We start from the raw sequence: 23,940 nt of genomic DNA, 5'->3' as shown, positions 1-23,940 counted from the left end.
GGTGGGCATCTTGCCCGCCAGACTTATCCTAAAATAGTTAAATCTTGTGGGGTGGGCATCTTGCCCGCCAGACTTATCCTAAAATAGTTAAATCTTGTGGGGTGGGCATCTTGCCCGCCAGACTTATACAAATTAAATACACAACAGCTTATTAGATATTTGAATCAGTCTCACTCCTAACTTCTGCTATATTTACGTTCCTGTGAGTTTTCTCATTTCTGCTTCTGAAAGCATTTCGTTAATATCATCCCCCATTTTTACGGTTTTACCTTTTGCCCCCATTTTCACGGTTTTGCGAGTTCCATCGGATATTTTTCGGGTTTTTCGCAGTTCTTCCTGGGCGTTGTTTAAGGATTCGGTCATGTCTTTATTGCCGATTTTTACAGTCATGCGGCGGGCTGTTTCTAATATTTGTTCGGCTTTTTGTGGATCTTGTTCCGCTATTTTTGTGGCTTGGTTGACGAGGTTGGCTATGTTGCATTGTTGTACATAATCCATGACTTCTTGATTGACTTGGGCTGCATTTTGTTGTCCAGGAATGAATTGGATAATTAGGTTCTCTGGTGGTAGTTCACCACGGATTTTTTGTCCAGGTATATCATAAGTCATTCCCACCTGGGCGATACGCACACGACCAGCGGGGCGATTATTAATGGTAAATTCTAGGATAAATATGGTTTCGTCATTAGCGATCGCATTTCCTATAGGATGAGGATCTTGATTAATAGGAAACTCGGCTTGGGTCGGGTAAGCCCGAACTATGCGAGTCAATTCCACACCTTTGACTGTTTTCACTGTTAGAGCTAAGTTGGTGATAACCTCTTGTTGGGCTTGGCTATATTCGTCTATAATTTTATCGGGTAAGTCGAGGATAGAAATTTGTGTACCTATGGCCTTTCCCGGAACTATATAAAGTAATTTTCCCCCTGTAGTATCGCTAAGATGGGTAAGTAAGTCTTCATTAAATTCTCCCACTCCCAATGCGGTAATGGGGATATTATTAGTGGCGAAATTACTAGAAATTGACCGACATTGATCCTCATCAAATGTTTGTCCGTCCGTAAATAACAAAGTCCGTCTGACTGTCATTTGTTGTTCACTTAAAATATCATAAGCAGTACGTAATCCTAGTCCCATGCGTGTACCACCAGAAAATTCCCGAAGTTTCTCAATGGCCGTTTCTATGTGGTTGATTTCTGTCGCACTGGTTAAACCAATAATTTGGGAAGCATGATCATCAAATTGGACTATAGCAATGCGATCGCTAGTTGTCAATTTTCCTGAACGCACTAATGCTAATAAGGATTCAATGACTAGATCTATTTTCGATTTTCCACCGATAACCTTTTCATATTTTTTACCATCCTGTTCATAAATAATACCCGTTGGTTTTGACTCTCCTAATATTAGCTCATACATTGATCCACTAGTATCAATGACAAAGGTAAAGGTTGTGGAGGGACGACTGGTAGCTATATCTTTGGTGGGACGTAATTTCAACATCACAAATAATTTTTGTGCTGCTGTATCGGCTGGCATAAATTCCCGGTGGGGAGTAATATTAATGTTAATATTATTCTGCATTTTTCTTTCCTAATTGAATAATTAATTGAGTAATTGAATAACTAAATAAAATTTAAGGGGGGAAGCATCCCAAATTCAGGTTCTAGATCTGATAAATCCGGGTCAATTATTTTCGGGATTTCTTGATTTCCCATTTCCTGGAGTTGGTCAATATTTTCCTCTATTAATAACCGCAAGTTGAGAGTCAGAGAACTAAATCTATATCCTTCTCTAATATCCTTGATCCAAGTTTGAATAATGTTGTTGAGTTGATGATCTTTTATGGCTGACAGGCTGAGTTTTTGCAAGGTTGCACGGATATCTTCTTTGATAGCGGGGGTAAAAATCTGTTCTGGCATATCTTCTTGACTTGGGTTTAGATCTAAAGTGTAACTGTATCGTTCTGGTGAATCCTTAGGTTGCAGATGAAATGTATATTTAACCATTTGCAGTAACAGTCTTATCTTTAACTTCTATAGTGATTTGTCCTAATTTGCGGGTATCACCAACTTTTAGTTCTTGACTGGTTTTTTTCATATTTCTTCTAGCTGCATACTCTTGATCAAACTGCATAATAATGTTTTCTCCTTCTTTAAAGATTTTAGCAGTAATCGGTGTAAATCCATCGGAGGCATTTAAGGGAATTTCTACATTTAAAGAACTACCAATTAAAATTGGCTTTGTCCCTAATAAATAGGTGGTTTGTTCCGTTGCAGTCCAATTTACTAATAGATAAGGTTGTGATTCTAACTGCTTTTGTTCTATCCAGGCGATCATTAAACCAATGAAAAACCCGATCATAGACGTACCGGATAAACGCCCCAAAACATCGCCAAAAATACTGCGTGTAATTAAGAAACCACTACCACCAATTCCTCCCCCAACTGTTCCACCTAATAAAGCATTTTTTAGTTTTAAATTGGGAACAAAAAACCTAGTCCCTCCTCCTACTAATGCACCCAGAATCACCCAGGCGACAATATACCCAGTTATTTCTAACCCAGCTATACTGGAGAAAGGTAAAAATACAATTTGTCCGGTTGCACCTGCTATCATACCCGCAGCTAGACTACCAAAGGTGCTAATAATGCCTTTACGTACTGTTAATAACGGCAAGCGCGTATAGCGGTTTTGTCCCATAATTAAAGCCAGGGATATTCCCATGGCTAAAAATGCTGTCCAACCACCAGTGCTTAATACTAAAGCAATGATACTGTAGTTTTTGCCGGAATTAGATCCCAGTAATTGTTTATAAATTGCGGCTTCGGCGTTGCGAAATGCTTGCTCAAATTGACCAGAATTAGCATAAAATACTAAGGAGAGATCGCCTGTAATTTGAGTTAAATAACTTACATCCGCATCCCCAGTAGCAACTGCAATTAATTTTACTCCTGTTTTTGTGGTAACTAAGGCTGAATTATAAGCCAAATTAGGGTCATCTGGTACACCATCGGTAAATAAAATGATATTTTTATTTAATGCAGTTGTTTGTAATTCTCCTAAAGCCGCGTCAATACCTTCAGCCATTGGTGTACCTCCACTTTCTGATAGAGTATCAACGGCATTTTTTAAAGTGTTAGCGTCCTGTGTGAGTGGGGTAGCGGTTTTAATTTCCCCTCCAAAACTGACTACTGCTAGTTGATCTTTTTGGAGGTCACGACGTTCTATAAATCTATTAGCTGCTGTTTTCACCTCTGTTAATTTTCCATCACTCATACTTCCAGATGTGTCAATTAATAAAACTATGGCTTGGGGAGTGACGGAAGCAGGTGGGTTTGATTTACCTTCGGTTAAGTCCAAAAATGGTTCTCCTAATAGAATTGCGGCTGTGAGACATCCACTAGCACCGTATATTCCAAATAGTAGGGGTTTGTTATTTTTTAAGCGTTTAAATGGGTTAAAGTTTTTCATTTTTTAATGAGCATTTTTTAATTAGATTTAGATATTCTATTAACCTTGTTAGTCATCCTCTCGTAAACCATACGTGATATTTCTGGAAACAACGTTTTATCTTTAAAAAAACTTGGATCATCTCCGAACACGACTAATATATATTTAGATTTTTCATCAGGACTAACTATAATAGCCGCATCGTTACGAGTTTTGGAGTTCCAGCCCATTTTTGAATAAAATTTGACATTTTGAGGTAGTTTTTCACCTAAAAAACCCTCAATAGCATTAAATTCTTTATTTTTCCAAGCTAATGGTGATAAATCTCTTTTCATTAATTTTTTCATTTCCCGACTATATTTTTTAGAAATTGATTTTTCCATATATATTTCATATAATAAACGCGTTATATCATAAGAGTTTGTATAGTTACGAATAGGGTTGATTTCATTATCACGAAGTTGTAAATCTCGACCTACAGGGGCATCATTTTTTTGATAAGAAGTAGGAAAAACTTTTTGACTGATATTAATTGAAAAATAACCAGCATTTTGAAAAAATAAGTTCATGGCTAAACGCTTTTGAAGCCACTCTTTTAACTCCTCACCTGATAAAGATTCACCTGATTCTGTTCCTGTGATTTTATCTACAATCACACTAGAAGATTCATTATCTGAATCCTGAATCATTTTTTTTAAATCTTTCTCAGAAATGATTCCTCGTTGTAACTTATTAGTGTTGTAATTTCCATACAAGTAAACCATCCAAAATAATTTTACTACACTTGCGGTAAATCTCGGATTTTTCGATGAATGCCCAGCATAAGTAGGAAATTCTGGCTGATTTATTTCTAATAAACTAACAGATAGTTTATTACTTGGTAAACCTTTATTTTCAACATAACTGACAATATCATTAACTATTTTATCTAGATTTTCACTACTTTTAAACTGTGGAGGTTTAACATTATAAACTAGCTTTGCATATTTATTTTCTATATTTTGTAAATTGTATTCATAAGACTGAATTAATCTCATTTCATTTTGTGATGTAGGCATCAAAGTTTCTATGGATACAGAAGTAGTTGGTACAGGTTTTAATGCTTTTATAGTATCTATATTTTCATTGTTTAAATATACAAAAATTTGAGTGTTTGCACTATTATCATTATATGGAGGAACAATTATCAAATAATTACCACTTTCACGTAATATTAATTTATATTTGCCATAAAGACTAGTTTCTTTATTTGCTGGTGTTTTTAAGATTATCTTAGTATTAGAATTAACGTTGATAATTTTTCCAGTTTGACCTTCAAAACGAAAACAAACTGTTTTATCGTTTGCTGTATTTTTTTTATGTAAATTTTGTATATCAGATGTTAATATCAATGGTGATATCACCTGACATTTTTGTTGATTAATGTCAACCATTTTAGTTGGTGCTTTGTTTTGAGTAAATTTATTGAAAACAATTACAAAGAGTGATGTCGGTAGTAAAAATAAGAAAATAATTCTCCTCATCAAAACTGATATATTTATTTTACGGCTTATTTTGCGAGTTTTATTATTATTATTCATCTGCCCACCTTTTTGTAATCAAAAATTTTCCAAATTCCGTTTTCTTTTTCAAAAACGTAAATAAAATTATTGGTATAAGAACCTGAACTTTCTCTGTCAATTCCATTCTTTCCATATAAATACATTTCTTCAAAAACCCTAACTGTTATATAAGGTCGTTTGCCAGAATTAGAAAAATTAATAACTTGCTTCACCTCAGAAATATTGTATTTATAATAAGCATCATTTTTTTCTAACCAAGCAACAGGTCCATCCGCTTTAGTTGTAAACGTATACAGTTTTCCTGTTGCTAATTGATTAACTAAAGCAGTATCATAAGGTGGACCAAAGATTCTGGGTTTAGCTGCATACCATTTCTCGACTAATTCTAATGCTTGTTCTTGAGAAATATCATTTTCCGGTTGGATATTATCCGGTTGGATATTATTTTTTTCTGAACTAGATTGATAATTATTATTTTCAGAAGTATTTTCAGGAGTATTTTTAGAAGTCCTTTCACTTTTAGAAGTATTTTTAGAAGTCTTTTCAGAAGTCCTTTCACTTTCAGGAGTATTTTTAGAAGTATTTTCACTTTCAGGAGTATTTTCAGAAGTTGCTTCAGGAGTATCAGTGGGTGATACAGTAGGGGTACTAGCAGCAGTCTCTAAAACTCCTAAACCCATTGTTAAATCAAAGGTTTTTACCCCTTGAGGTGCAGCAACTTGAATAATATATTTACCATTTTTCGGTAACTCTCCACCTTTGAAAATTGCATTATCTGGAGTAAATACCCAAAGACAAACATCCGCATCTGTATTATAACTTAACTTTTGTCCTGTTTTTGCGGTAAAGGTATAACCAACATTTTTACTAGCACTAACTTGACCAGACTTAGTAACTGTACTTTCATTTAATACAACCTCCTCTACATCTTTTGCACTCAAGGAAACCATAGGTTTTTCCCCACAACCAGAGGAACTGATAGCATTAGAGGAAACATTAGTTAGAGGATTTTCTATTGTTTGACAACCGATAACCGATAAACAGGTAGAGTACACAACTAAATTTTTCAACATATTAAATCATCTCAGGTTTGCTAAACAAGAATTAATTTTAATCATGGTGCGGATTTATCATTAATTAACGGGTTTTCATGTTTTTTGATAAATTATTTATGTTTAATTTTAGTAACATACCACCTTTGATATTCTTTGTTCCAAGCTAGATAAAACTTGAGTTTAATAGGAGAAATTTTCCCACTTTTCATTTTATAGTGAGTACCAATATTGACGATAGCATTATCATAACTTTCTTTTTCAATCTTAACTCTGTTAATATTTACATGATCAACTTGTGTCCACCATTTAATAAAAGAGTTGTAACCATCTGGATGTAATTCTTTATTTTCTTTGACTGTGGTGGGATAAATATCCCAAGCTGTTTGATAATCTTGATTATTAATTTTAGTATAGTAATCTTCTATAGCTTTCGCAGGTGATAGTCTATTAACATTATCTGATACTGAAGGAGTAGGTTGAGACTCATTTACAGATAAATTAGATGTTGTTGTTGAAGAAGAGATTAGTTGAATATTAATAATTCGCCAATTATTGTCTGTTTCATTCCATCTCAGGTAGTATAGAACATCTCCATAAATTTTACTCCCATTTTTTAAATCATTTTTACATCGCACTTTGACTTTTGCAGTTTTATTTTGAGAAGAGGAACTAATTATTTCTACATTAATATTATTAATTTGTTCCCACCATTCTATATAGGATTGATAACCTTTAGGATGAGATGTAGAATTTTCCTGTAATTCAGTCGCCAAAAAACTCCAAGCCTCTGTATAATTGTTTTCATTTAGCTTTGTATAGTAATTGTTGATAAATATTTCCGGTGATGGTCTATTAACATTATCTATATCTGCCGCTGATACAGTGGATAAATTTCTTTTTTGTCTTGTTAGCGTGGTTTTAGATTTGGGAATTATAGCAACCTGATTTGTTTCCACAGGTGTGGGAATAGGAGAAGATGATAAACTAGTAGTTGGTGTATTATTCTCCAATTGCAATACTAAATCAAAGGTTTTTACCCCTTGAGGTGCAGCAACTTGAATAATATATTTACCATTTCTGGGTAACTCTCCACCTTTGAAAATTGCGTTATCTGGAGTAAATACCCAAAGACAAACATCCGCATCTGTATTATAACTTAACTTTTGTCCTGTTGTTGCTGTAAAGGTATAACCAACATTTTTACTAGCACTAACTTGACCAGACTTAGTAACTGTACTTTCATTTAATACAACCTCCTCTACATCTTTTCCACTCAAGGAAACCATAGGTTTTTCCCCACAACCAGAGGAACTGATAGCATTAGAGGAAACAGAGGAAACATTGGCTAGAGGATTTTTTATTGTTTGACAACCGATAACTGATAAACAGGTAGAGTACACAACCAAATTTTTCAACATATTAAATCATCTCAGGTTTGCTAAACAAGAATTAATTTTCATCATGGTGCGGATTTATCATTAATTAATCATGTACTATCATTTTGACTCCAGATTAAATAAATACGATTGCGAGAATCTTGAACAGTTTTCCCATTATTCATATAATACCATAATTCTACATCTAAAGTAACATTATCACCATTATCATTGACAATTTTAACATCACCAATTTTTATTTCTTTCACACTATCCCACCATTGTTGATATTCTGCATAAGTACCAGAATATTTATTTTTAAACTGATTTGATAGTTGATTCCTCGTTTGACTATATTCACGGTTGTTTAAAGATAAATAATGATTTCTAATAAAATCAGCCGCATCTTTTCTGGGTGAATTTTCTATATTAGTTTGACTGGTTTCTAAAGGTGTTTGACTAGTTTCTAAAGGTGTTGGTTCTACTGATGATAATGATTTATCTGCATCGTTTTCTAATTCCAATCCTAAATCAAAGGTAGTAGAACCCTTCATAGCAGCCACTTGAACAGTATATTTACCATCCAGAGGTAAAATAGAATTAGTAATTAATTGATTATTTGGTGTATAAACCCAAATACAAACATCTTGATTAGTTTGATAAACCAGTTTGTCACCAGATTTAGCCGTAAAAGTATAACCAAGGGATTTATTATTAGTCACCATACCTGTTTCCTTAATAGCCTGAGAACCTAGAGAAATAGCTTTAACATTGTTGGTTTCTAAAACTGCTGTTGGTTGAGTAGGACATTGGGAAGTAATGACTTGATTTCCTAGCTGATTTTGAGAACAAGCAGTGACAAAATAAAGACTCAAAGAAAATAAAAATATTCGCCCATATTTTGCAAATACACCCATATTATTAATCTCTTTGTGCTTCTGCTTTGAGATATTTTCCCCAATAGTGAAAAGGGACTACCCCACCAATTATAACTATTAATAACACCGATATGACCATAATCAGACGTACTCCCAAAGGCAGCGATCGCCCAAAGACAGGCATAATATATTCTATGATTTGCGACTCCTTAGCTTTACCTTTTTGAGAACTCACTTTCACCTGCACCTGATGTTTAGAACCCCGTTCTGCTTCCTGTTGAGTAAAGGTAATTTCATACTCTCCTAACAACGCATTCAGAAATAATTGCAAGTTCTCGGCTATCCTTTCCGCATTACCAGAAAACTCCGCAATTCCCCCCGTTAATTTAGCAATTTCCGCTAGTCTTTTTTGGTCTACAAATTCTGCCTCTGGTACCTTACCCTTTTTCAAATCAGCACGAGTAGCAGGTTTGCCCAATTTATATTTTACACCTAATTGTTCCGGTGTCAACCCATAACCTAAAGTATGTACCGTAATATTTTCATGTCTTTTCAGCAACTTAGTTAAAGCTGCAAAATCAGCCCCCTCATTAGGTACATTGTGATATCCGTCAGACAGGAGAATTATTGATAATCTAGGTTGTGGTTGGAAAGAATTTTCTGGTAAAGAAAAACGGGAGTCCTCAGAATTACCTAAAAACTTCACCGCTTTGGTTAAAGGTTCATATAAATCTGTAGACGCACAGGGAGTCAAACTTTTGAGATAATCCAGATTATTTTGCAGTTTAAAATCATTGGCCGCCAAAAATTTATCCAGAGTTTCTTTATTTACAGGGGATTCGGGACACTTACTACCAGCTTTACCAAAAGGAACAATAGAAATTTGAGTATTTCCACCCCGTTCAGCAGAAATTTTAGTAAATTCACGAATTGCATTAATCGCACCCGCTATTTTTTTAGTGCCACCACTATCTACTTGATTCATACTGCCACTAAAATCTAGTAGAACTACAATCCAAGCGGGAGGAGGTACAGTCTCTTCTGGGCTTTTCCAATCTTTAGGTTTAACCTGGACCTCCTTTTTATCAACCGTCAATTTAAAATTAGTATCTTCCAAACCCATGACAGGCCTATCATCTCCACCTTTGACCTTAATTCTAATTGTTACTTTGTCATCCTTAAATGTGGGACTACCAATGATTTCTGCCTTTTTTACCTGGGCTAAACTAGGACAAACCATAGTCAGAAGCAACAACAAGGATAGACTAAGCCTGGGGGTCCAAAAAGCGGTTGTAGTAGACAAAGCGATAATATTTTTCCTCATTAATCTCATCTCCCTCAATGGTGTAAAAGGTCAATACATAATTATGCTTCAAAGGGATCATCTTTCGAGATTTTGTACGGACACTATTTATTTCTATGGCATAAAAGAACTGTTTATCAGGAATAAGCAGCGCCGTCCGGTTTTCTAATTGAATATCGGCCAGGTGGGGAGGTAGACCAGGAATAGAAATAGTGCTGTCAATACTAGAACCAATGGTAATAGTCTGATTTCCCGGTAATGAGATAGATAAACCTTCTTCTATTTCATCCTCATTCAGGCTATCATGTGGTGTGACAAAAGAAAGCACCGATTTATTAATGTAGGGATAAGATTGGTTAAGGGTGGGTAGTTCCGAGTCCTGATCATGATTTTTAGTGTCTGGTTGAATGTTTAGTTGAATGTTTGGTTTAATATCTGGTTTAATCTCCCTATATTCAAAACCACGACCAGCCCGCAAAGCCGCGAGATAACTAGGGGAGTTAGTGAGACTAAAAACCCCACCCAGTAATAAACCTAAAATAGAAAAACCAATAGGATCTTCTACACCCTTGAATTGTGCCGGCATTGTCCCCAATATAACGCGAATGATCTCAAATATAATTGCTGCGGCAAGACTTGCCCCACTAGCAGCAATGAAGCTGGTTTTTAGTCTTTGTTGAAAGCGTTTTTTACTCCCCGCCTCCATGCTGTACCAACGCCAACTTAAACCCTCTGCAATACCCACCGAACTACCAATTAATAACCATCCTAACGTTCTCACAATGGGAGTCGGTACACTAATAATTGGTAAAAACAGGATTTGGGAAATAATACCAGCAATTAAACCAGAAAGTATCCCTAAACCCAAAGCTATTAATAGGGGCTTTTGTGCCGTTTGAAAACTGCGTTTTGGTCTGGTGGGGTTACTAATAAATATTTCATTCATTACCATACCAAAAGCCAGGGAAACCGCTATACAGGGAAAAAGGGTAATTTCGGGAAATTGCGTGAATAACCCCAAATCTGTGAGGAAAAATTGACCTATATTCCAGCCTAGTAAAGCCGATGTCATGCCGGCTAGTATGTAAAGGTAGATTCTCATGGTTGCTGTATCCTTTAGTTGCTTAAATATTAATCTTAAATATTAATTTTTAGATTAATTTTTAGGGATAAGGGTGTAAATTGAGTTCGTTAATAAAGCGATAATCACTTTGATTTTTGCTTAGTAAATAACCATTAATACTAATTGCTATTGCTGCAATAAAAGCGTCAGGAATTAATAGCCCATGACTCAATTTAATGATTCAAGTTTATCAATAGCAACTTGAATACTTCTAGCAGAGTCAATTAAAATATCGGTATCTACAACAATAATGTTATTCATCTTCTATTTCCACTGATTTTGTCTTAACTGACGCAACCATTGATTACTATCTTCCATATCTTTTCTATCTTTCCACATGCCAATAAATGGTTCATTTTCTAAATTTATAGAATTATTTTGCTGCACAGGAAACGATGTAGTTATATTTTGAGAGATGATCTTTTTTTCTTCATCATTTAAAGAGTTAATAATTTGAATCAGGGAATCAAGTAATTTAGTATTCATTTTTTTATCCTCTTATTGTCAGTAAAGAAAGGAAACCTATAAATTTACAAACTTCCTTAGGGTAGCATTCCCCAGGAAATGATGGTTTCACTGTGGCGTTTTTGCAATTTATCATTTTCAATGCAGTATTTATATTTTACAACAATTCAGTATTTTTTGTATTTTTTATTTCCCCTCCTTATAAAAAACCATATTTTCTTATTTCCCCCCCTTGAGAGGGACTTTCGTGGAGTAAAATTACCGGACACCACGTTTAAAACATCCCCCCACATTGTACAACAATTCAGTATTTTTTTATTTCCCCCCTTATAGAAAAAAACCATATTTTCTTATTTCCCCCCTTGAGGGGGACTTTCGTGGGGTAAAATTACGGAACTTTTTTACGAACTAAGTAAGTGAACGGAAAAAACCGACATAAGTAACGAAAAGTAAAATTGCCCAAAACCGTTCGGCTGACGCTCACGGCGAAGCCTCTTCCCTCTTCCCTCTTCCCTCTTCCCTCTTACCTCTTCCCTCTTCCCTCTTACCTCTTCCCTCTTCCCTCTTCCCTCTTACCTCTTCCCTCTTCCCTCTTCCCTCTTCCCTCTTCCCTCTTCCCTCTTACCTCTTACCTCTTCCCTCTTACCTCTTCCCTCTTACCTCTTCCCTCTTACCTCTTCCCTCTTACCTCTTCCCTCTTACCTCTTCCCTCTTACCTCTTCCCTCTTCCCTCTTCCCTGTCCCCTGTCACCTGTCACCTGTCCCCTGTCACCTCTTCCCCTGTCCCCTGTCACCTGTCCCCTGTCACCTGTCCCCTGTCACCTGTCACCTCTTCCCCTGTCATAACGACAATTTTTAACGCCAACCTACTTAAGGCCTGTACTTCCTGTTAAAACTCTTTCTAACTTTTCTAGGACCTCTTCTCGTATATGTTCTTCTGTTTTTTCGTCTTAGTTGTGTTCGTGATATTTCTTGACCGTTTTTGTTAATGTTGTTAGGTATTTGATTTGGTTTTGTTTTTTCATCAATAACATCATCTACAACCACTGGAACTAATGGCTTGATTGCACTAAAAGCATAACTTGTCTCTGGCTCTAAAACTCTAACCGGACAGTTTTCATCATCGTGGAAAGTCTTGCTACACAAAGATTTTTCAATATCAATAGCACTAGTAGAAGATTGCCAATTTTTGACATCAATAAACGAACCACTGACTAAGATTAATAGTGAAACAGGAACAACAAATTGAATTTTCATATCCACCTCCAAAGTAATCAAATCAAGAACATGATCAATTAAATTCTTTTTTACCCCACCTTTTTGCAAAGGGAACAATCTCCCACCAATACATCCGGGGGACTAGGTGGCGTAATTTAACTCTACTACCTCACGGATTGGTTTTATTATTGACTGTTGACTGTTGACTGTTGTGGTTTCATGGCTGCTGAAATATCATTTTTCAATTTTTTGTAAAGCTCAGAACTTCTTACATCATTAACACCATTACTAGTAGTAGTGTTCTGTCCCAATGGCCATAAACATATCCCAATTTGCAGGTTACATTGATTGTCTCCACTCCCATTATTTGCATCTGCAATAATTTTTTTATATGTTTCATTCTTTTTAATTTGATAATTATAAATTGCTGTCACCCATTGCTTTTGACTCTCTAAAGTCGGTTCGTTACCAGAGTTTAAATCCTCATATTGAAGTGCTGTACTTCCTGTTAAACTTTCTAACTTTTCTAGGACTTCTTTTTTTATATTTTCTTCTGTTTGTTCTACTGCTCCTGGATTTTGTTTTGTTTTTTCATTAATAACATCCTTCACAACCGCTGGAATTAATTGCTTGATTTCACTAAAACTATAACCTGGATTTAAAACTATAACCTGACAGTTTTTAATATCTTTGTTTTTATCATCTTTTTCAAAAGTCTTGCTACACAAAGATTTTTCAATATCAGTTTTATCGGTATAAGATTCCCAACTTTTTGCACCGATAAACCAACCACTGACTAAGATTAATAGTGAAATAGGAACAACAAATCGAATTTTCATATCAACCTCCAGAGTAATAAAATAAAGAACATGATCTATAAATTCAACCAATGTCGGTTTCCGTTTAATCTGTAAGCCGTAAACAGTAATATGAGAGTTGCGGTATTTTTGATAAGGTACATTAGTAGGATGGGGATGAATTTGGAGATATTTTTCATAAGCCATCTTATAAAATAAATCGTTATTAACATTGCCTTGACTCACTTGATAAAAATATGCAGCCAACTCATATTCTTTTAACCTTGCCAATAATTCAGCTAAAGGTTGATATTCTTCGCTTTTATGATTTCCTTTTTGAATACCTTGCCAATTACTTATTAAAGTTGCCCAAATTTGCTTTCGACTTTTAAGACGGTTAAAAAATTTCTGGTCCAGTTGTCCAGTAGAATAATCATCAATTAATTGTAAATCATATTTAACATCGGTAATAAACTCTTTTTGAGCATAAGCCCAAGCACTACCATCTGTGGTTAATAACCAATATACACAATCTACCGATATTTGCTGATTCAATAAATTCATTAGTAGATAGTTAATCCCTTTTGTTAGTTGCTCTTGAGGACGAGGAAATAAAAGCCCAATATCTTTTTGCAACTCTAAAGATATAGTTTGATGCTGGTCAAGTTTCTTAACCCTTTGCATATTCAACCATGCTAAAAACTCCGGTAATGTTTCTGGAATTACTATTGCTCTTAGGGTTATTAACCGCACCAATTGGGGACTATAAATTTTTTGTTTGATGGCAATTTCAGCACCTTCTTTATTAAATAGAGTTTCCCAGTCTTCAGCAGTGACATTCTCATTTTCTAACCCTGCTACAATTACCCCCACCGCTTCCGGTTTGACTTGGGAACTGTGGATTAATTTCCTTATGGCTGGTCTTAGTGATGTTTCTAAGTTCATTGATTTCGTAAATTAGCTTTTAGTAAATTTTTTTAGCCCGTCAGTCAATCAGTCAGACGGGGAATCAATTCCCCGCTACGGTGTGGACACAGTGAATTACGACAAAATCTCGTTTTACCCCACCTTTTTGCAAAGGGAACAATCTCCCTCCAATACATCCGGGGGACTAGGTGGAGTAATTTAACTCTACTACCTCACGGATTGGTTTTATTATTGACTTTTGGCTGTTGTGGTTTCATGGCTGCTGAAATATCATTTTTCAATTTTTTGTAAAGCTCAGAACTTCTTACATCATCAGTACCATTACTAGTAGTAGTGTTCTGTCCCAATGGCCATAAACATATCCCAATTTGCAGGTTACATTGATTGTCTCCACTCCCATTATTTGCATCTGCAATAATTTTTTGATATGTTACATTCTTTTTAATTTGATAATTATAAATTGCTGTCACCCATTGCTTTTGAATCGCTAAATCTGTCGTTTCTTTACCAGAATCTAAATCCTCATATTGAAATGCTGTATTGTTTGGATACAAAATATTTCCCAGCTTGTCTATGACTGCTTTTTTTATATCTTCTTCTTCTTTTTTTGCTACTGTTGATGATGTTGTTGATTCTTGTGGTTTATTAGGTGTTTGATCTGGTTTTGTTTTTTCACTAACAATATCATCCACAACTGCTGGAACTAATTGCTTGATTTCACTAAAACTATAACCTTGATTTAAAACTATAACCTGACAGTTTTTAATATCTTTGTTTTGATCATCTTTTTCAAAAGTCTTGCTACACAAAGATTTTTCAATATCAGTTGCACTAGTATAAGATTCCCAATTTTTTGCACCGATAAACCAACCACTGACTAAGATGAATAGTGAAATAGGAACAACAAATTGAATTTTCATATCAACCTCCATAGTAATAAAATCAAGAACATGATCAATTAAATTCTTTTTCGGTTCAAGACGTAAACCAAAAACAACAGGTGAGCGACGATGTTGTTGATTAGCTACTTCATCATATAAATCTTTGTCAACTATTCCATCACTCACTTGATAAAAATATGCAGCTAAATCATATTCTCTGAACTTTTTAAATAATTCAGCAAAAGGTTGATATTCTTCCCCTTTGTAGTATCCTTGTCGAATACCTTGCCAACTATTGATTAAAGTTGCCCAAATTTGCTTTTGGCATTTAAAATTATTTTGCCATGAATCCTTTTTAATTGGTGGTTGAAGATGATGGAGTTGTAAATCATTTTCAGAACCCACAGAAGAACTGCTAGGGAATACTGAATTAGGATTAGGGTAGGAACTGCTTTTGTATGCAGTCTTAGGACTAGAAAAATGATCATCAATTAGTTGTAAATCAGCCTGAATATCAGCAATAAATTGTTTTTGTGCATAAATCCAAGCACTACCATTTGTTGTTAATAACCAACAAAGACTATCTACAGATATTTTCTGATTTAATAAATCTAATAGTAGATATTTAATCCCTTTTGCAAGTTGTTCCTTAGGTAATAAACCCCGAATAGCTTTTTGCAACTCTAAAGATATAGTTTGATGCTGGTCAGGTTTTTTACCCCCTTGAATATTCAACCATGCTAAAAACTGCGGTAATGTTTTTGGATTTACCATTGCTCTTAGGGTTATTAACCGCACCATTTGGGGACTATAAATCTTTTGTCTAATGGCTTGTTCCGCACCTTGAGCATTAAATAATTTTTCCCAATATTCAGCGGTAACTTCTTTATTTTCTAACCCTTTAACAATTTCCTCTACTACTTCTGGCTTGACAGTAGAACTATTGATTAAACTGCGAATGGCAGATTTTAAGGCTGCTTCATCAACATTTATTGCTGAAACAACCTGACCAGCATTAGCAATAGCTCGTTTTAATCCTTCATAAGCCTTTTGTGATGCTGGTTGAATTACCTGAAACCGTTCTGGTTTTTCCAATGCTTCTACATTAAAAGCCCACGCAACAGGTAAAACTTTTTTAGACTTGTTAAATTTTGTGATTGCTAAAGCGTTAAGAGTATATAAATCATGTTGATTTTCTGCTGGTAATACTATTGCTTGATCTTGTGCAAACGGTAAAGATTTATCCTCATTTGTCACTTCAGGTAAACCTGATTCTTTCATAAATAAAAAAGGACTATCTTGAAAATCTAAGGGGTTAAATGTTGGTTTTTGGTTTTGTTCCCACCAAGCCAATATAAACCGTAAATTATGATCTCCCTGACACAAAAAATAACGATAAAAAGCCGCACTGCGTCCCGTTTCATCCTGTCCTCGTGTGACAATAGCCATGACAGACCAAACATCATCACCACTTCCTACTATTCGGCCGATAATTGCTGGCTTTTCCGTAGAAGATCCTTCAGTTAAAGCAAATTCCTGATTAGCAATAGACCTTTCTACCACTGGAGGAATAGGGTTAATAGTGGCGTTCATGTATTGTCCGGTAAAACCCAGAGACACCCAACCATTAGCCCTTTCTTGAACGTGAATACCTGTACTAAATTCGTGAATTTCAATATTTGGTGAACTCATGTTTTTAACCTTTATCTAATTCTGGATGACGTGAACCTGTACAAAGCCAATAAATGGGAGCAACCAAACCAAAAGGCCGCCAAAGTTTGGGATTTTTAATTACCGCTGTTACCCCTCCCCTATTTCTACTTAATAAGTTAACATTTGGTTCAGGATATTTACTACCCAACATCCCAAAAGCTGAAGCTGCAAAAAATTCTATGTTACCCCCGCCCATTTGTTGCCATGATTGTAATTTTCTGCAAACTTGGGGAAACCTTGCTGATGCTAAAAATGCTGGTTTATCTCGATTTACCCACAAATCAGATTGTTCACATTTATTCAATACTAAGGCAATGCGCCGCTTACTTCCACCCAGATCATTCCGGTCTAGTGCTAACAGCAATTTATCTAAACCATTGGCATATTCTAAATCTTTGCGCCGACTACTACCATCAACTAAAAACAGAATACCATTACACTGTAAACAGTCTTCTAAATATTCATCTAATAGAGGATCTTTGACTTTATGCAGCAAGTCTGTAAAAAATTCCCCAGCATAATCTTTAGAACTGACGTTTAAATTCAGTAATTTAGCACCTAATTTTTTTTCCTTCAGCGTAATTTGTAAGGTGCAGTCTTTCACCTCTGATACATTTTTACTTAAATCAGTTTGTTCTAATTGTAACCCCTGTTCTAAGATATTTTGAGCTTTATTGATCAGGTCTTCTCCCCCTTCGTCCACTGCGGTTACAGCTTGCACTGGACTATCAGGATCAGCATTTGGCCATCGGGCTAAGGAGGCCATATATGTGGTTTTTCCAGAAGTGCGATCGCCTATAATTCGTAATACTGCACTACTTTGTAATGGGGGCTGATTTTTATTCTTAAATAAATTAAACATCTTCTTTCATCCTCTTACCTGTACTTAACCAATAGAGAGGTGAAATCATGCCATAGGGCGACCAGTTATCAGTTTCTCGTAACACTGAATATCTGCCCCCTTGTCCTAATTCTTCCTTACGATTGGGGCGCGGATCTTTATTTCTTAAAACCCCAAAGGTAGATATGGCATAAAACTGTAAATTTTTATGAGAAATATTGTCTTTTAAAAATGACAGTGTTTCCGGGAAATGAATAGCAAATAAATCATTTTCAGGATCTAAACGACCAGGCCACAGTTCCCCCCGTTCACATTTACTCATGGCTACAGCTAACCGTAAATCATGCAATCTTCCCTGTTTATCCATTAAATCTATAAACCTTTTAAAGACTCGTTTATAAAATTTATCCGTTCCTTGTCTCCACTCTGTTAATAGAATTAAACACCCTTGAGTATCTTTACTTAAACACTCATTCATAAATTCTTCATGTAATGGATCGGTAGAGACTGATTCTAACTCTTTAAAAACCTCTCCTGGATAGTCTCGCACAGCTAAGTTTAGCTGCTCTAGTTTTCGCCATTTTTTCTGAATTTCAATCATGAATGAATAGACTTTCAAATCATCAATTGATTTCACATATTTCTGAGTAGGTTCTAAAGATGCACCCTCTAAAATAATGTTTTCCGCTTTGTCTGCTAATTCTTTGGTTTCTTCATTCAATGCTTGCACTTTAAAATTTTTCTTTTTCCATGTTGCTTTTCGTGGTTGATAAGCCAAAGCCGCTAAATAAGTAGTTTTGCCAGAAGCCTGTGGTCCGATGATATGAATGTTGCTCATGTTACACCCTTTTAACTAATTAATTATTTAATTATTTCAACAACGGAGAATGATGAAGATAGTCCCAGCAATATACAGCAAGTAGCTTTGAGTGAGGTACACCTTGTGCGGGCAAGATGCCCGCACCACAAGAGTTTTATTATTAATATCTGTACTTCATAAACGGATAACTGCTGTAATTTGCGGCTATACAAACAAAGTCCGCAGAAAGTGGACTAAATAAATGATGAATTTCCAATCAGTACCGGCGGGTTTTGCCTGTGTAGATGGGATTTCTCATGACCGGTGCTGGTTTCAATCCCTGAAAAAACCTGAAAAAATCTGTTTAACACAATTCCCACCTATTTCGCTAAAAAACTACCCAAATAAATCCAAGGTAATTCTAATAAACCTCGATGATGAATAGATGTAATGAAACACCGCACCGAGCCACCGGAAAGACCATTATTTAATTGTTCTAATTGGGAATAAATCGGACGAAAATATCTTTGTAAAACATAAATATGCCGCTGCTGCCAGTTGAGGGAACTACCATAGGGCTTATAAGCTAGTTTACCACCTTCCTTGGTCAAATCACAAAATAAATCAGCTTTATTGATACAAATCGCTAAATGTCTGACATTAGGACATTGGTGATGAAAAAATTCTACCCACCTGTCAAAACGATTACACCATTGTTTTTGCGTGGCAAACTGCTCCACATCCGTACCCGGTTGTAAATCCATGCCCCGATGGGGTGGCAGAATCAGTAACAGTCCCTCGCTGTTACGAAGAGTTTGTAAAAATTGATTCCATCTTTCAGGACCATCCTTTTGCAAATTCCTGTCCCACACCTCCCCCGCTGTATCAATCCAATCTACCACCATTTGCTTATTACCAGACGGTAGCCGCACCTCCATCTCCAAATACCTGGGGTGTGGCATTTGCCGAGGTGTTGCGTAGGGCTGTGAGTTCTCATCCAACAATTGCACCCTCAAATTGTCATAATCGAGATTGGCAACTTTGACATATTCACCTTTGGGGTTGACCAACTCTAGGGCCAAGTGAGTCTTACCTGTTGCGCGATCGCCTATGTATACTACTCCCACCTTGATTATCTTTAGTACATTGGGTATATTTAAGTGCCATTATACAATAATTGTTTTGATACAAATAATCATTTTTAGATCAAGTTTTAAGTTTTGAAAAATTAATCATAGCTTCCGTAGGTTGACATGAAAAAACCAAGCCCTGTAAAAAATCTAAAAAAATCTAAAAAAATCTAAAAAAATATACAGCAGTTTCCGATATTCACAAAGTACAGATATTAATAATAAAACTCTTGTGGTGCGGGCATACTATGGCTAACGCCACGCTACGCGAACGACCAAGTGTTACAGTGAGCTTGTCGAACTGCTCAGTACAAGTCTTGCCCGCACAAGGTGTACCTCATTCAAAGCTACTGGCTGTAAAATCGCTGAAAACCTCTTGCATTATACAATATAGAAATTAGGTGCGTTTTAACTTACACACCTAAATTTACTTGATATCTAATAAGGATCTGAGTCAAATCTTCCCCGCTTGACACTTCTGAGATAATAACCTCGTGACGGTAGTTTATTCAAATCAAAACTGTCACCTTGAGGAACTCTCCAAATTTTATAGTCGTGATAAGTGAGAGGAGTTCCTTTTTCACAAACTTCTGGGGGATGATCTCCTAACACAAAATAGGCTGCACCTTTACCCATAACTTTAGCAATACCATATCGATCAATCAACAAAGAAGTTTCTTCACTAATTGCTATCCCTAAAGCAGTTGAAGATACACCATCTTGAATTTGCCGAGCAATAAAAACCATAATTCTCCCCATTCTTTTGCGTTCATTAAAATGGGTATCAATAATAGTCCCTCGCAAATGCTTCCACTGAAAAAAGTTATAGGTAAAAGTAATATTTCTGTAAGGGTCATCAAGGGCTTCGTAAGTTTCAATGCTATCCACACAAGCGCAAGAATCATAAACATATTCACTTTGAATCATTGCCCCGGCACTTGTACCACCAATAGCACCACCTTGATCATAAACCGACTTGATAGCAACTTCTAATTTAGTATTTTTCCAGTGACGAATATATTCACATTGATCACCTCCAGCAAAGAAAATTACTCCAGCATTTCTGACTTTATCAAAAATATCCGTTCTGTTCGCTTCTTGGCGGTTACGAATGATGAGAGTTTCTACATATTTGACACCTTTCATGGAATAAATTAACTGATTGTAATCATCCTTACCAGCAGCCCGAATCACTAAAACATTAACTTTAATATCGCTGTTACTACCCCCCCTGACTTGATTAATCATCCATTGAATGGCATCATCAACATCAGTACCACCACCACCTAAGTTATGAACAGGACCGGCTAGTTTAGGTAATTGATAAATAGGTTCAGGGGGAGGAGTTTGGTGATCAGCAATGATATCCTTGAGGAACTGCTTTAACTGTGCTGTCAGACGGCCGATAATTTGGTTTACCACCCTCAACAAGCTGTTTTTTGCATTCTGCAAATGCCTGGATATATTTGGGAATGCTTTTGTCATATTCAAATCTTGTCAAGCAAACAGCAATCATTTCTAACTCTCGCATTTGAGGAGCTAAATTCCCAGCGTACAGGGTTTGTACTGTTTTTTTACGGCTAATAATCAGAGTAGTCTTTAATTCTCCTCAGAGAAGATGAATGCAGTAGTCTAAATTAATATTAAATTAATATTAGTTTGGTTAGTTTGGGCAGTTATCAACCGCGTCTACACAGACAAAACCCACCTGCATGGGTTGAGAAACCCTGATTTCATCAATTACCGTTTTTTATCACTACCAGATAATTTCTCCTCGTTCTTTGACTGTTCTTTTGTAAACCATTTCTGTTTGCTGACCTAATTTTGGCCAACTAAATCGTTTTTCTAAATCTGCATAGGCATTATTTACCAACCATTGACAATAATCTGGGTTTCTCAAAACTTCTAAAATTCCCCAAGCTACAGAGTCAGGATCATTTACCCAGGTAGTAATTCCCGTTTTTGTATGTTGAACTACTTCAGGAAAACCACCAGTATCGGAAACTATCACTGGTACGCGAGAGGCAAAACTTTCTAAAGCCACAATACCAAAGGGTTCATAAAGACTGGGGAAAACCGCACAGTCGGCGATAGTTTGAAATCTATCTAAGTATTCATCAGAGAGAAACCCGGTAAAGTAACACTTGTGCCAAATTCCTAAATCCCAAGCTTGACGTTTTAGATGTTCAGTATTACCGCCGCCGACTATGATAAATTTAACATTACCGCCCATTTCCCAAAGCACCTTGGGAGCAGCATTAAGTAACACAGGTACGCCTTTTTCGTAGGTCATGCGACCAAGATAATAAACAATTTTTTCATCATCCGTGGCAAATTGTCGCCGAAAATCTTGAGGATGAAAATCTTTGTCATGTCGTTTCTTTTCTGGGCGAATACCATTATATATTACGTCAATTTTATCACTAGCAACAGAAAGCGATCGCCCGATTTCTCGACGCATATATTCACTACAAACGATTACCCGCCAAGCATTTTCAGCTAGTGCATATTCTTTATTATGAATATAGCGTTGGGTATCATTGTGAATACCATTATAACGTCCATGTTCCGTGGCGTGAATGGTGGCAATTAAGGGAATTTTAAAGATATACTTAAGAGCGATCGCAGCATCACCAACTAACCAATCATGGGCATGAATCAAATCAAATGGCTCCTTTTCCCTCAACAACTTACCACCATAAGCGCCCATACTCTCATTTAAATTCACCACCCAGTGAAAAAAATCGTTACTAGCAGCCACGTGGACACGATGAATATGAATCCCCTCAACGACTTCATAAAGGGCTGCTTGACCAAATTCAGGGGTAATGAGGTGAATGTCATGGCCTAACTTGATCAGTTCCGGGTACAACTCAGCAACGTGACGAGCAATTCCCCCGACTATCCTGGGTGGAAATTCCCAACTCAGCACTAATATCTTCATTGACTTGACTCCCCGATGATTGACAAAAAAATCCAAATATATAAAAACTATATTTATAGCAGGGAACAGGGAAAAGAAAATTAGAAATTAGAAATTAACGAAAACTGCTCCTGAAAAACCGGACAAAATAGGACATCATTCAACAATTGTACTAAATAAATCATCTCAGGGTAATGGATAGCCGAAGCGGTTATACAAATTTATTGAATTTATCGAATAGGTTGGGTTAAAATAATACAGGACATATTATAAATAAATTCACCAACGGGGGAAGAAAAGCTAATGCAAATCATCCGTCTGCCGGTACTTTCAGACAATTATATATTTTTACTGCATGATCCACAACAGAATATTGCGGCTGTTGTTGATCCGGCCGAAGCGCAACCAGTATTAGACGAATTGACAAAATTAAATGCTGATTTGGTAGCAATTTTTAATACTCACCATCACGGTGATCATGTGAGTGGAAATACTCAATTGATGAAAAAATTTCCCCAAGTGACAGTTTATGGAGGTGCGGAAGATAGAGGCCGGATTCCGGGACAGCAGGTATTTTTAGACAACGGTGATCGCGTCCAATTTGGAAATCGTACTGCTGAGGTGTTGTTTGTTCCTGGCCACACCCGCGCTCATATTGCTTACTATTTCCCGCCAGAAAGCCCAGGAGAGCCGGGGGAATTGTTTTGTGGTGATACATTGTTTGCTGGTGGTTGTGGTCGTTTATTTGAAGGTACACCGGGGCAAATGGTAGCATCTTTAAATAAACTACGGGCTTTACCGGATGATACTCGCGTTTGGTGCGCCCATGAATATACTTTCAGCAATTTGCGGTTTGCTGTGACTGTAGACCCGGAAAATGCGGATTTGCAAAAACGCTACCAGGATGTTAAAACTCAACGGGAGGCCAATGAAGCCACAGTTCCATCACTTTTGGGAATAGAAAAACTCACAAATCCTTTTTTGCGTTGGGATAAACCGTCTTTACAAGCAACAGCGAAAAGTCATGAAGAAGTTCAAACCTTTGCCCGGATTCGAGGCATGAAGGATAATTTTTAGTCTGTACTGCATTTAATTTGTAGAATGATAGCGGGCAGGTATAGCGGGCAGGATGCCCGCACCACAAGACTTAGCTATATTAAGATTGTATATAGGGTTTGCTGATAGCGTAGCGTGGCGTTAGCCATATAAACCTAAAACCATTTATTAACAAAGGGTTTCGCGGATTTTTACCATAAAAAAGTGCCAGGTTTTGGCTAATGGTGTCTGAAAATGAATTGCATTTTTCTTTGTCGGATTTGGAAAATTGAGGATATCCAGACAGTTAAAACTGTTCCCAGTTAAGAGTTAAGAGTTCCCTTTTAATTTTTAATATTTTTATTTATGGGATTTAGTATTGCGATCGCTCCCCAAATTTCGCTACAATATCAAGGCTGTGGGTATGTTCAAAGTCGCTGAGGATCAAGCTACAATCTTGT

The 23,940-nt window shown here is 36.3% G+C and carries 20 protein-coding genes; 1 reads left to right on the top strand and 19 read right to left on the bottom strand.

Going from position 1 to position 23,940, the window contains the following annotated elements:
• Positions 1-192: 192 nt before the first annotated feature.
• The 19 genes from FFO06_RS10780 to FFO06_RS10690 all read right to left on the bottom strand — a co-directional run bounded on the left by FFO06_RS10780 (position 193) and on the right by FFO06_RS10690 (position 22,465).
• The gene (locus FFO06_RS10780) at positions 193-1,584 is read right to left on the bottom strand and encodes a vWA domain-containing protein (protein WP_137908038.1); all 1,392 of its coding nucleotides are present in this window, start codon (positions 1,582-1,584) and stop codon (positions 193-195) included.
• 41 nt (positions 1,585-1,625) lie between these two features.
• A complete protein-coding gene (locus FFO06_RS10775) occupies positions 1,626-2,009 on the bottom strand; it encodes a hypothetical protein (RefSeq protein ID WP_137908037.1) in 384 nt (127 codons plus the stop codon).
• Complete coding sequence (locus tag FFO06_RS10770) at positions 2,002-3,474, bottom strand: vWA domain-containing protein (RefSeq protein WP_137908036.1); 1,473 nt, start codon at positions 3,472-3,474, stop codon at positions 2,002-2,004. The genes FFO06_RS10775 and FFO06_RS10770 overlap by 8 nt, the downstream gene beginning before the upstream one ends.
• Positions 3,475-3,491: 17 nt before the next feature.
• Positions 3,492-5,033 carry a serine hydrolase gene (locus FFO06_RS10765; RefSeq protein WP_236097125.1) on the bottom strand — a complete coding sequence of 514 codons (1,542 nt, stop codon included), beginning with the start codon at positions 5,031-5,033 and terminating at the stop codon, positions 3,492-3,494.
• A complete protein-coding gene (locus FFO06_RS10760; RefSeq protein ID WP_236097124.1) occupies positions 5,030-6,088 on the bottom strand; it encodes an ARC6/PARC6 family protein in 1,059 nt (352 codons plus the stop codon). Before FFO06_RS10760 ends, FFO06_RS10765 begins: the two co-directional genes overlap by 4 nt.
• A gap of 92 nt (positions 6,089-6,180) precedes the next feature.
• Positions 6,181-7,488: a hypothetical protein gene (locus tag FFO06_RS10755; RefSeq protein WP_137908035.1), complete on the bottom strand. Its 1,308-nt coding sequence runs from the start codon at positions 7,486-7,488 to the stop codon at positions 6,181-6,183.
• 68 nt (positions 7,489-7,556) lie between these two features.
• Positions 7,557-8,363 carry a hypothetical protein gene (locus FFO06_RS10750; protein ID WP_137908034.1) on the bottom strand — a complete coding sequence of 269 codons (807 nt, stop codon included), beginning with the start codon at positions 8,361-8,363 and terminating at the stop codon, positions 7,557-7,559.
• Between the two features lie 4 nt (positions 8,364-8,367).
• A complete protein-coding gene (locus FFO06_RS10745; protein WP_236097123.1) occupies positions 8,368-9,648 on the bottom strand; it encodes a vWA domain-containing protein in 1,281 nt (426 codons plus the stop codon).
• On the bottom strand, positions 9,590-10,729 hold the full coding sequence (locus tag FFO06_RS10740) for a hypothetical protein (protein WP_137908033.1): 1,140 nt from the start codon (positions 10,727-10,729) through the stop codon (positions 9,590-9,592). Before FFO06_RS10740 ends, FFO06_RS10745 begins: the two co-directional genes overlap by 59 nt.
• Positions 10,730-10,790: 61 nt before the next feature.
• Entirely contained in the window at positions 10,791-10,922 is a 132-nt protein-coding gene (locus FFO06_RS22310) for a hypothetical protein (RefSeq protein WP_255501485.1), read from the bottom strand.
• A gap of 92 nt (positions 10,923-11,014) precedes the next feature.
• Positions 11,015-11,236, bottom strand: coding sequence for a hypothetical protein (locus FFO06_RS10730; protein WP_137908032.1), 222 nt, complete (start codon positions 11,234-11,236; stop codon positions 11,015-11,017).
• 849 nt (positions 11,237-12,085) lie between these two features.
• Complete coding sequence (locus tag FFO06_RS10725) at positions 12,086-12,541, bottom strand: hypothetical protein (RefSeq protein ID WP_137908031.1); 456 nt, start codon at positions 12,539-12,541, stop codon at positions 12,086-12,088.
• A 77-nt stretch (positions 12,542-12,618) separates the two neighbouring features.
• Positions 12,619-14,175 carry a hypothetical protein gene (locus tag FFO06_RS10720; protein ID WP_137908030.1) on the bottom strand — a complete coding sequence of 519 codons (1,557 nt, stop codon included), beginning with the start codon at positions 14,173-14,175 and terminating at the stop codon, positions 12,619-12,621.
• Between the two features lie 194 nt (positions 14,176-14,369).
• Entirely contained in the window at positions 14,370-16,730 is a 2,361-nt protein-coding gene (locus FFO06_RS10715; protein WP_137908029.1) for a hypothetical protein, read from the bottom strand.
• A 4-nt stretch (positions 16,731-16,734) separates the two neighbouring features.
• A complete protein-coding gene (locus FFO06_RS10710) occupies positions 16,735-17,613 on the bottom strand; it encodes a GTPase domain-containing protein (RefSeq protein ID WP_137908028.1) in 879 nt (292 codons plus the stop codon).
• Positions 17,606-18,430: a TRAFAC clade GTPase domain-containing protein gene (locus FFO06_RS10705; RefSeq protein ID WP_137908027.1), complete on the bottom strand. Its 825-nt coding sequence runs from the start codon at positions 18,428-18,430 to the stop codon at positions 17,606-17,608. Before FFO06_RS10705 ends, FFO06_RS10710 begins: the two co-directional genes overlap by 8 nt.
• 341 nt (positions 18,431-18,771) lie before the next feature.
• Positions 18,772-19,518 carry a hypothetical protein gene (locus FFO06_RS10700; RefSeq protein WP_137908026.1) on the bottom strand — a complete coding sequence of 249 codons (747 nt, stop codon included), beginning with the start codon at positions 19,516-19,518 and terminating at the stop codon, positions 18,772-18,774.
• A gap of 441 nt (positions 19,519-19,959) precedes the next feature.
• Positions 19,960-21,006 carry a cyanophycinase gene (locus FFO06_RS10695; RefSeq protein WP_137908025.1) on the bottom strand — a complete coding sequence of 349 codons (1,047 nt, stop codon included), beginning with the start codon at positions 21,004-21,006 and terminating at the stop codon, positions 19,960-19,962.
• A 271-nt stretch (positions 21,007-21,277) separates the two neighbouring features.
• Positions 21,278-22,465, bottom strand: a complete 1,188-nt coding sequence (locus FFO06_RS10690; protein ID WP_137908024.1) for a glycosyltransferase family 4 protein — start codon at positions 22,463-22,465, stop codon at positions 21,278-21,280.
• A gap of 282 nt (positions 22,466-22,747) precedes the next feature.
• On the opposite strand from FFO06_RS10690, the gene gloB reads away from it, so the two are divergent.
• Positions 22,748-23,521 carry a hydroxyacylglutathione hydrolase gene (gloB, locus tag FFO06_RS10685; protein WP_137908023.1) on the top strand — a complete coding sequence of 258 codons (774 nt, stop codon included), beginning with the start codon at positions 22,748-22,750 and terminating at the stop codon, positions 23,519-23,521.
• Positions 23,522-23,940 lie beyond the last annotated feature (419 nt).

Source organism: Dolichospermum planctonicum, from assembly GCF_005402965.1.
Classification (GTDB): domain Bacteria; phylum Cyanobacteriota; class Cyanobacteriia; order Cyanobacteriales; family Nostocaceae; genus Dolichospermum; species Dolichospermum planctonicum.
The sequence above is the reverse complement of the archived record's forward strand: the minus strand, read 5'-3'. Positions and strand labels throughout refer to the sequence as shown.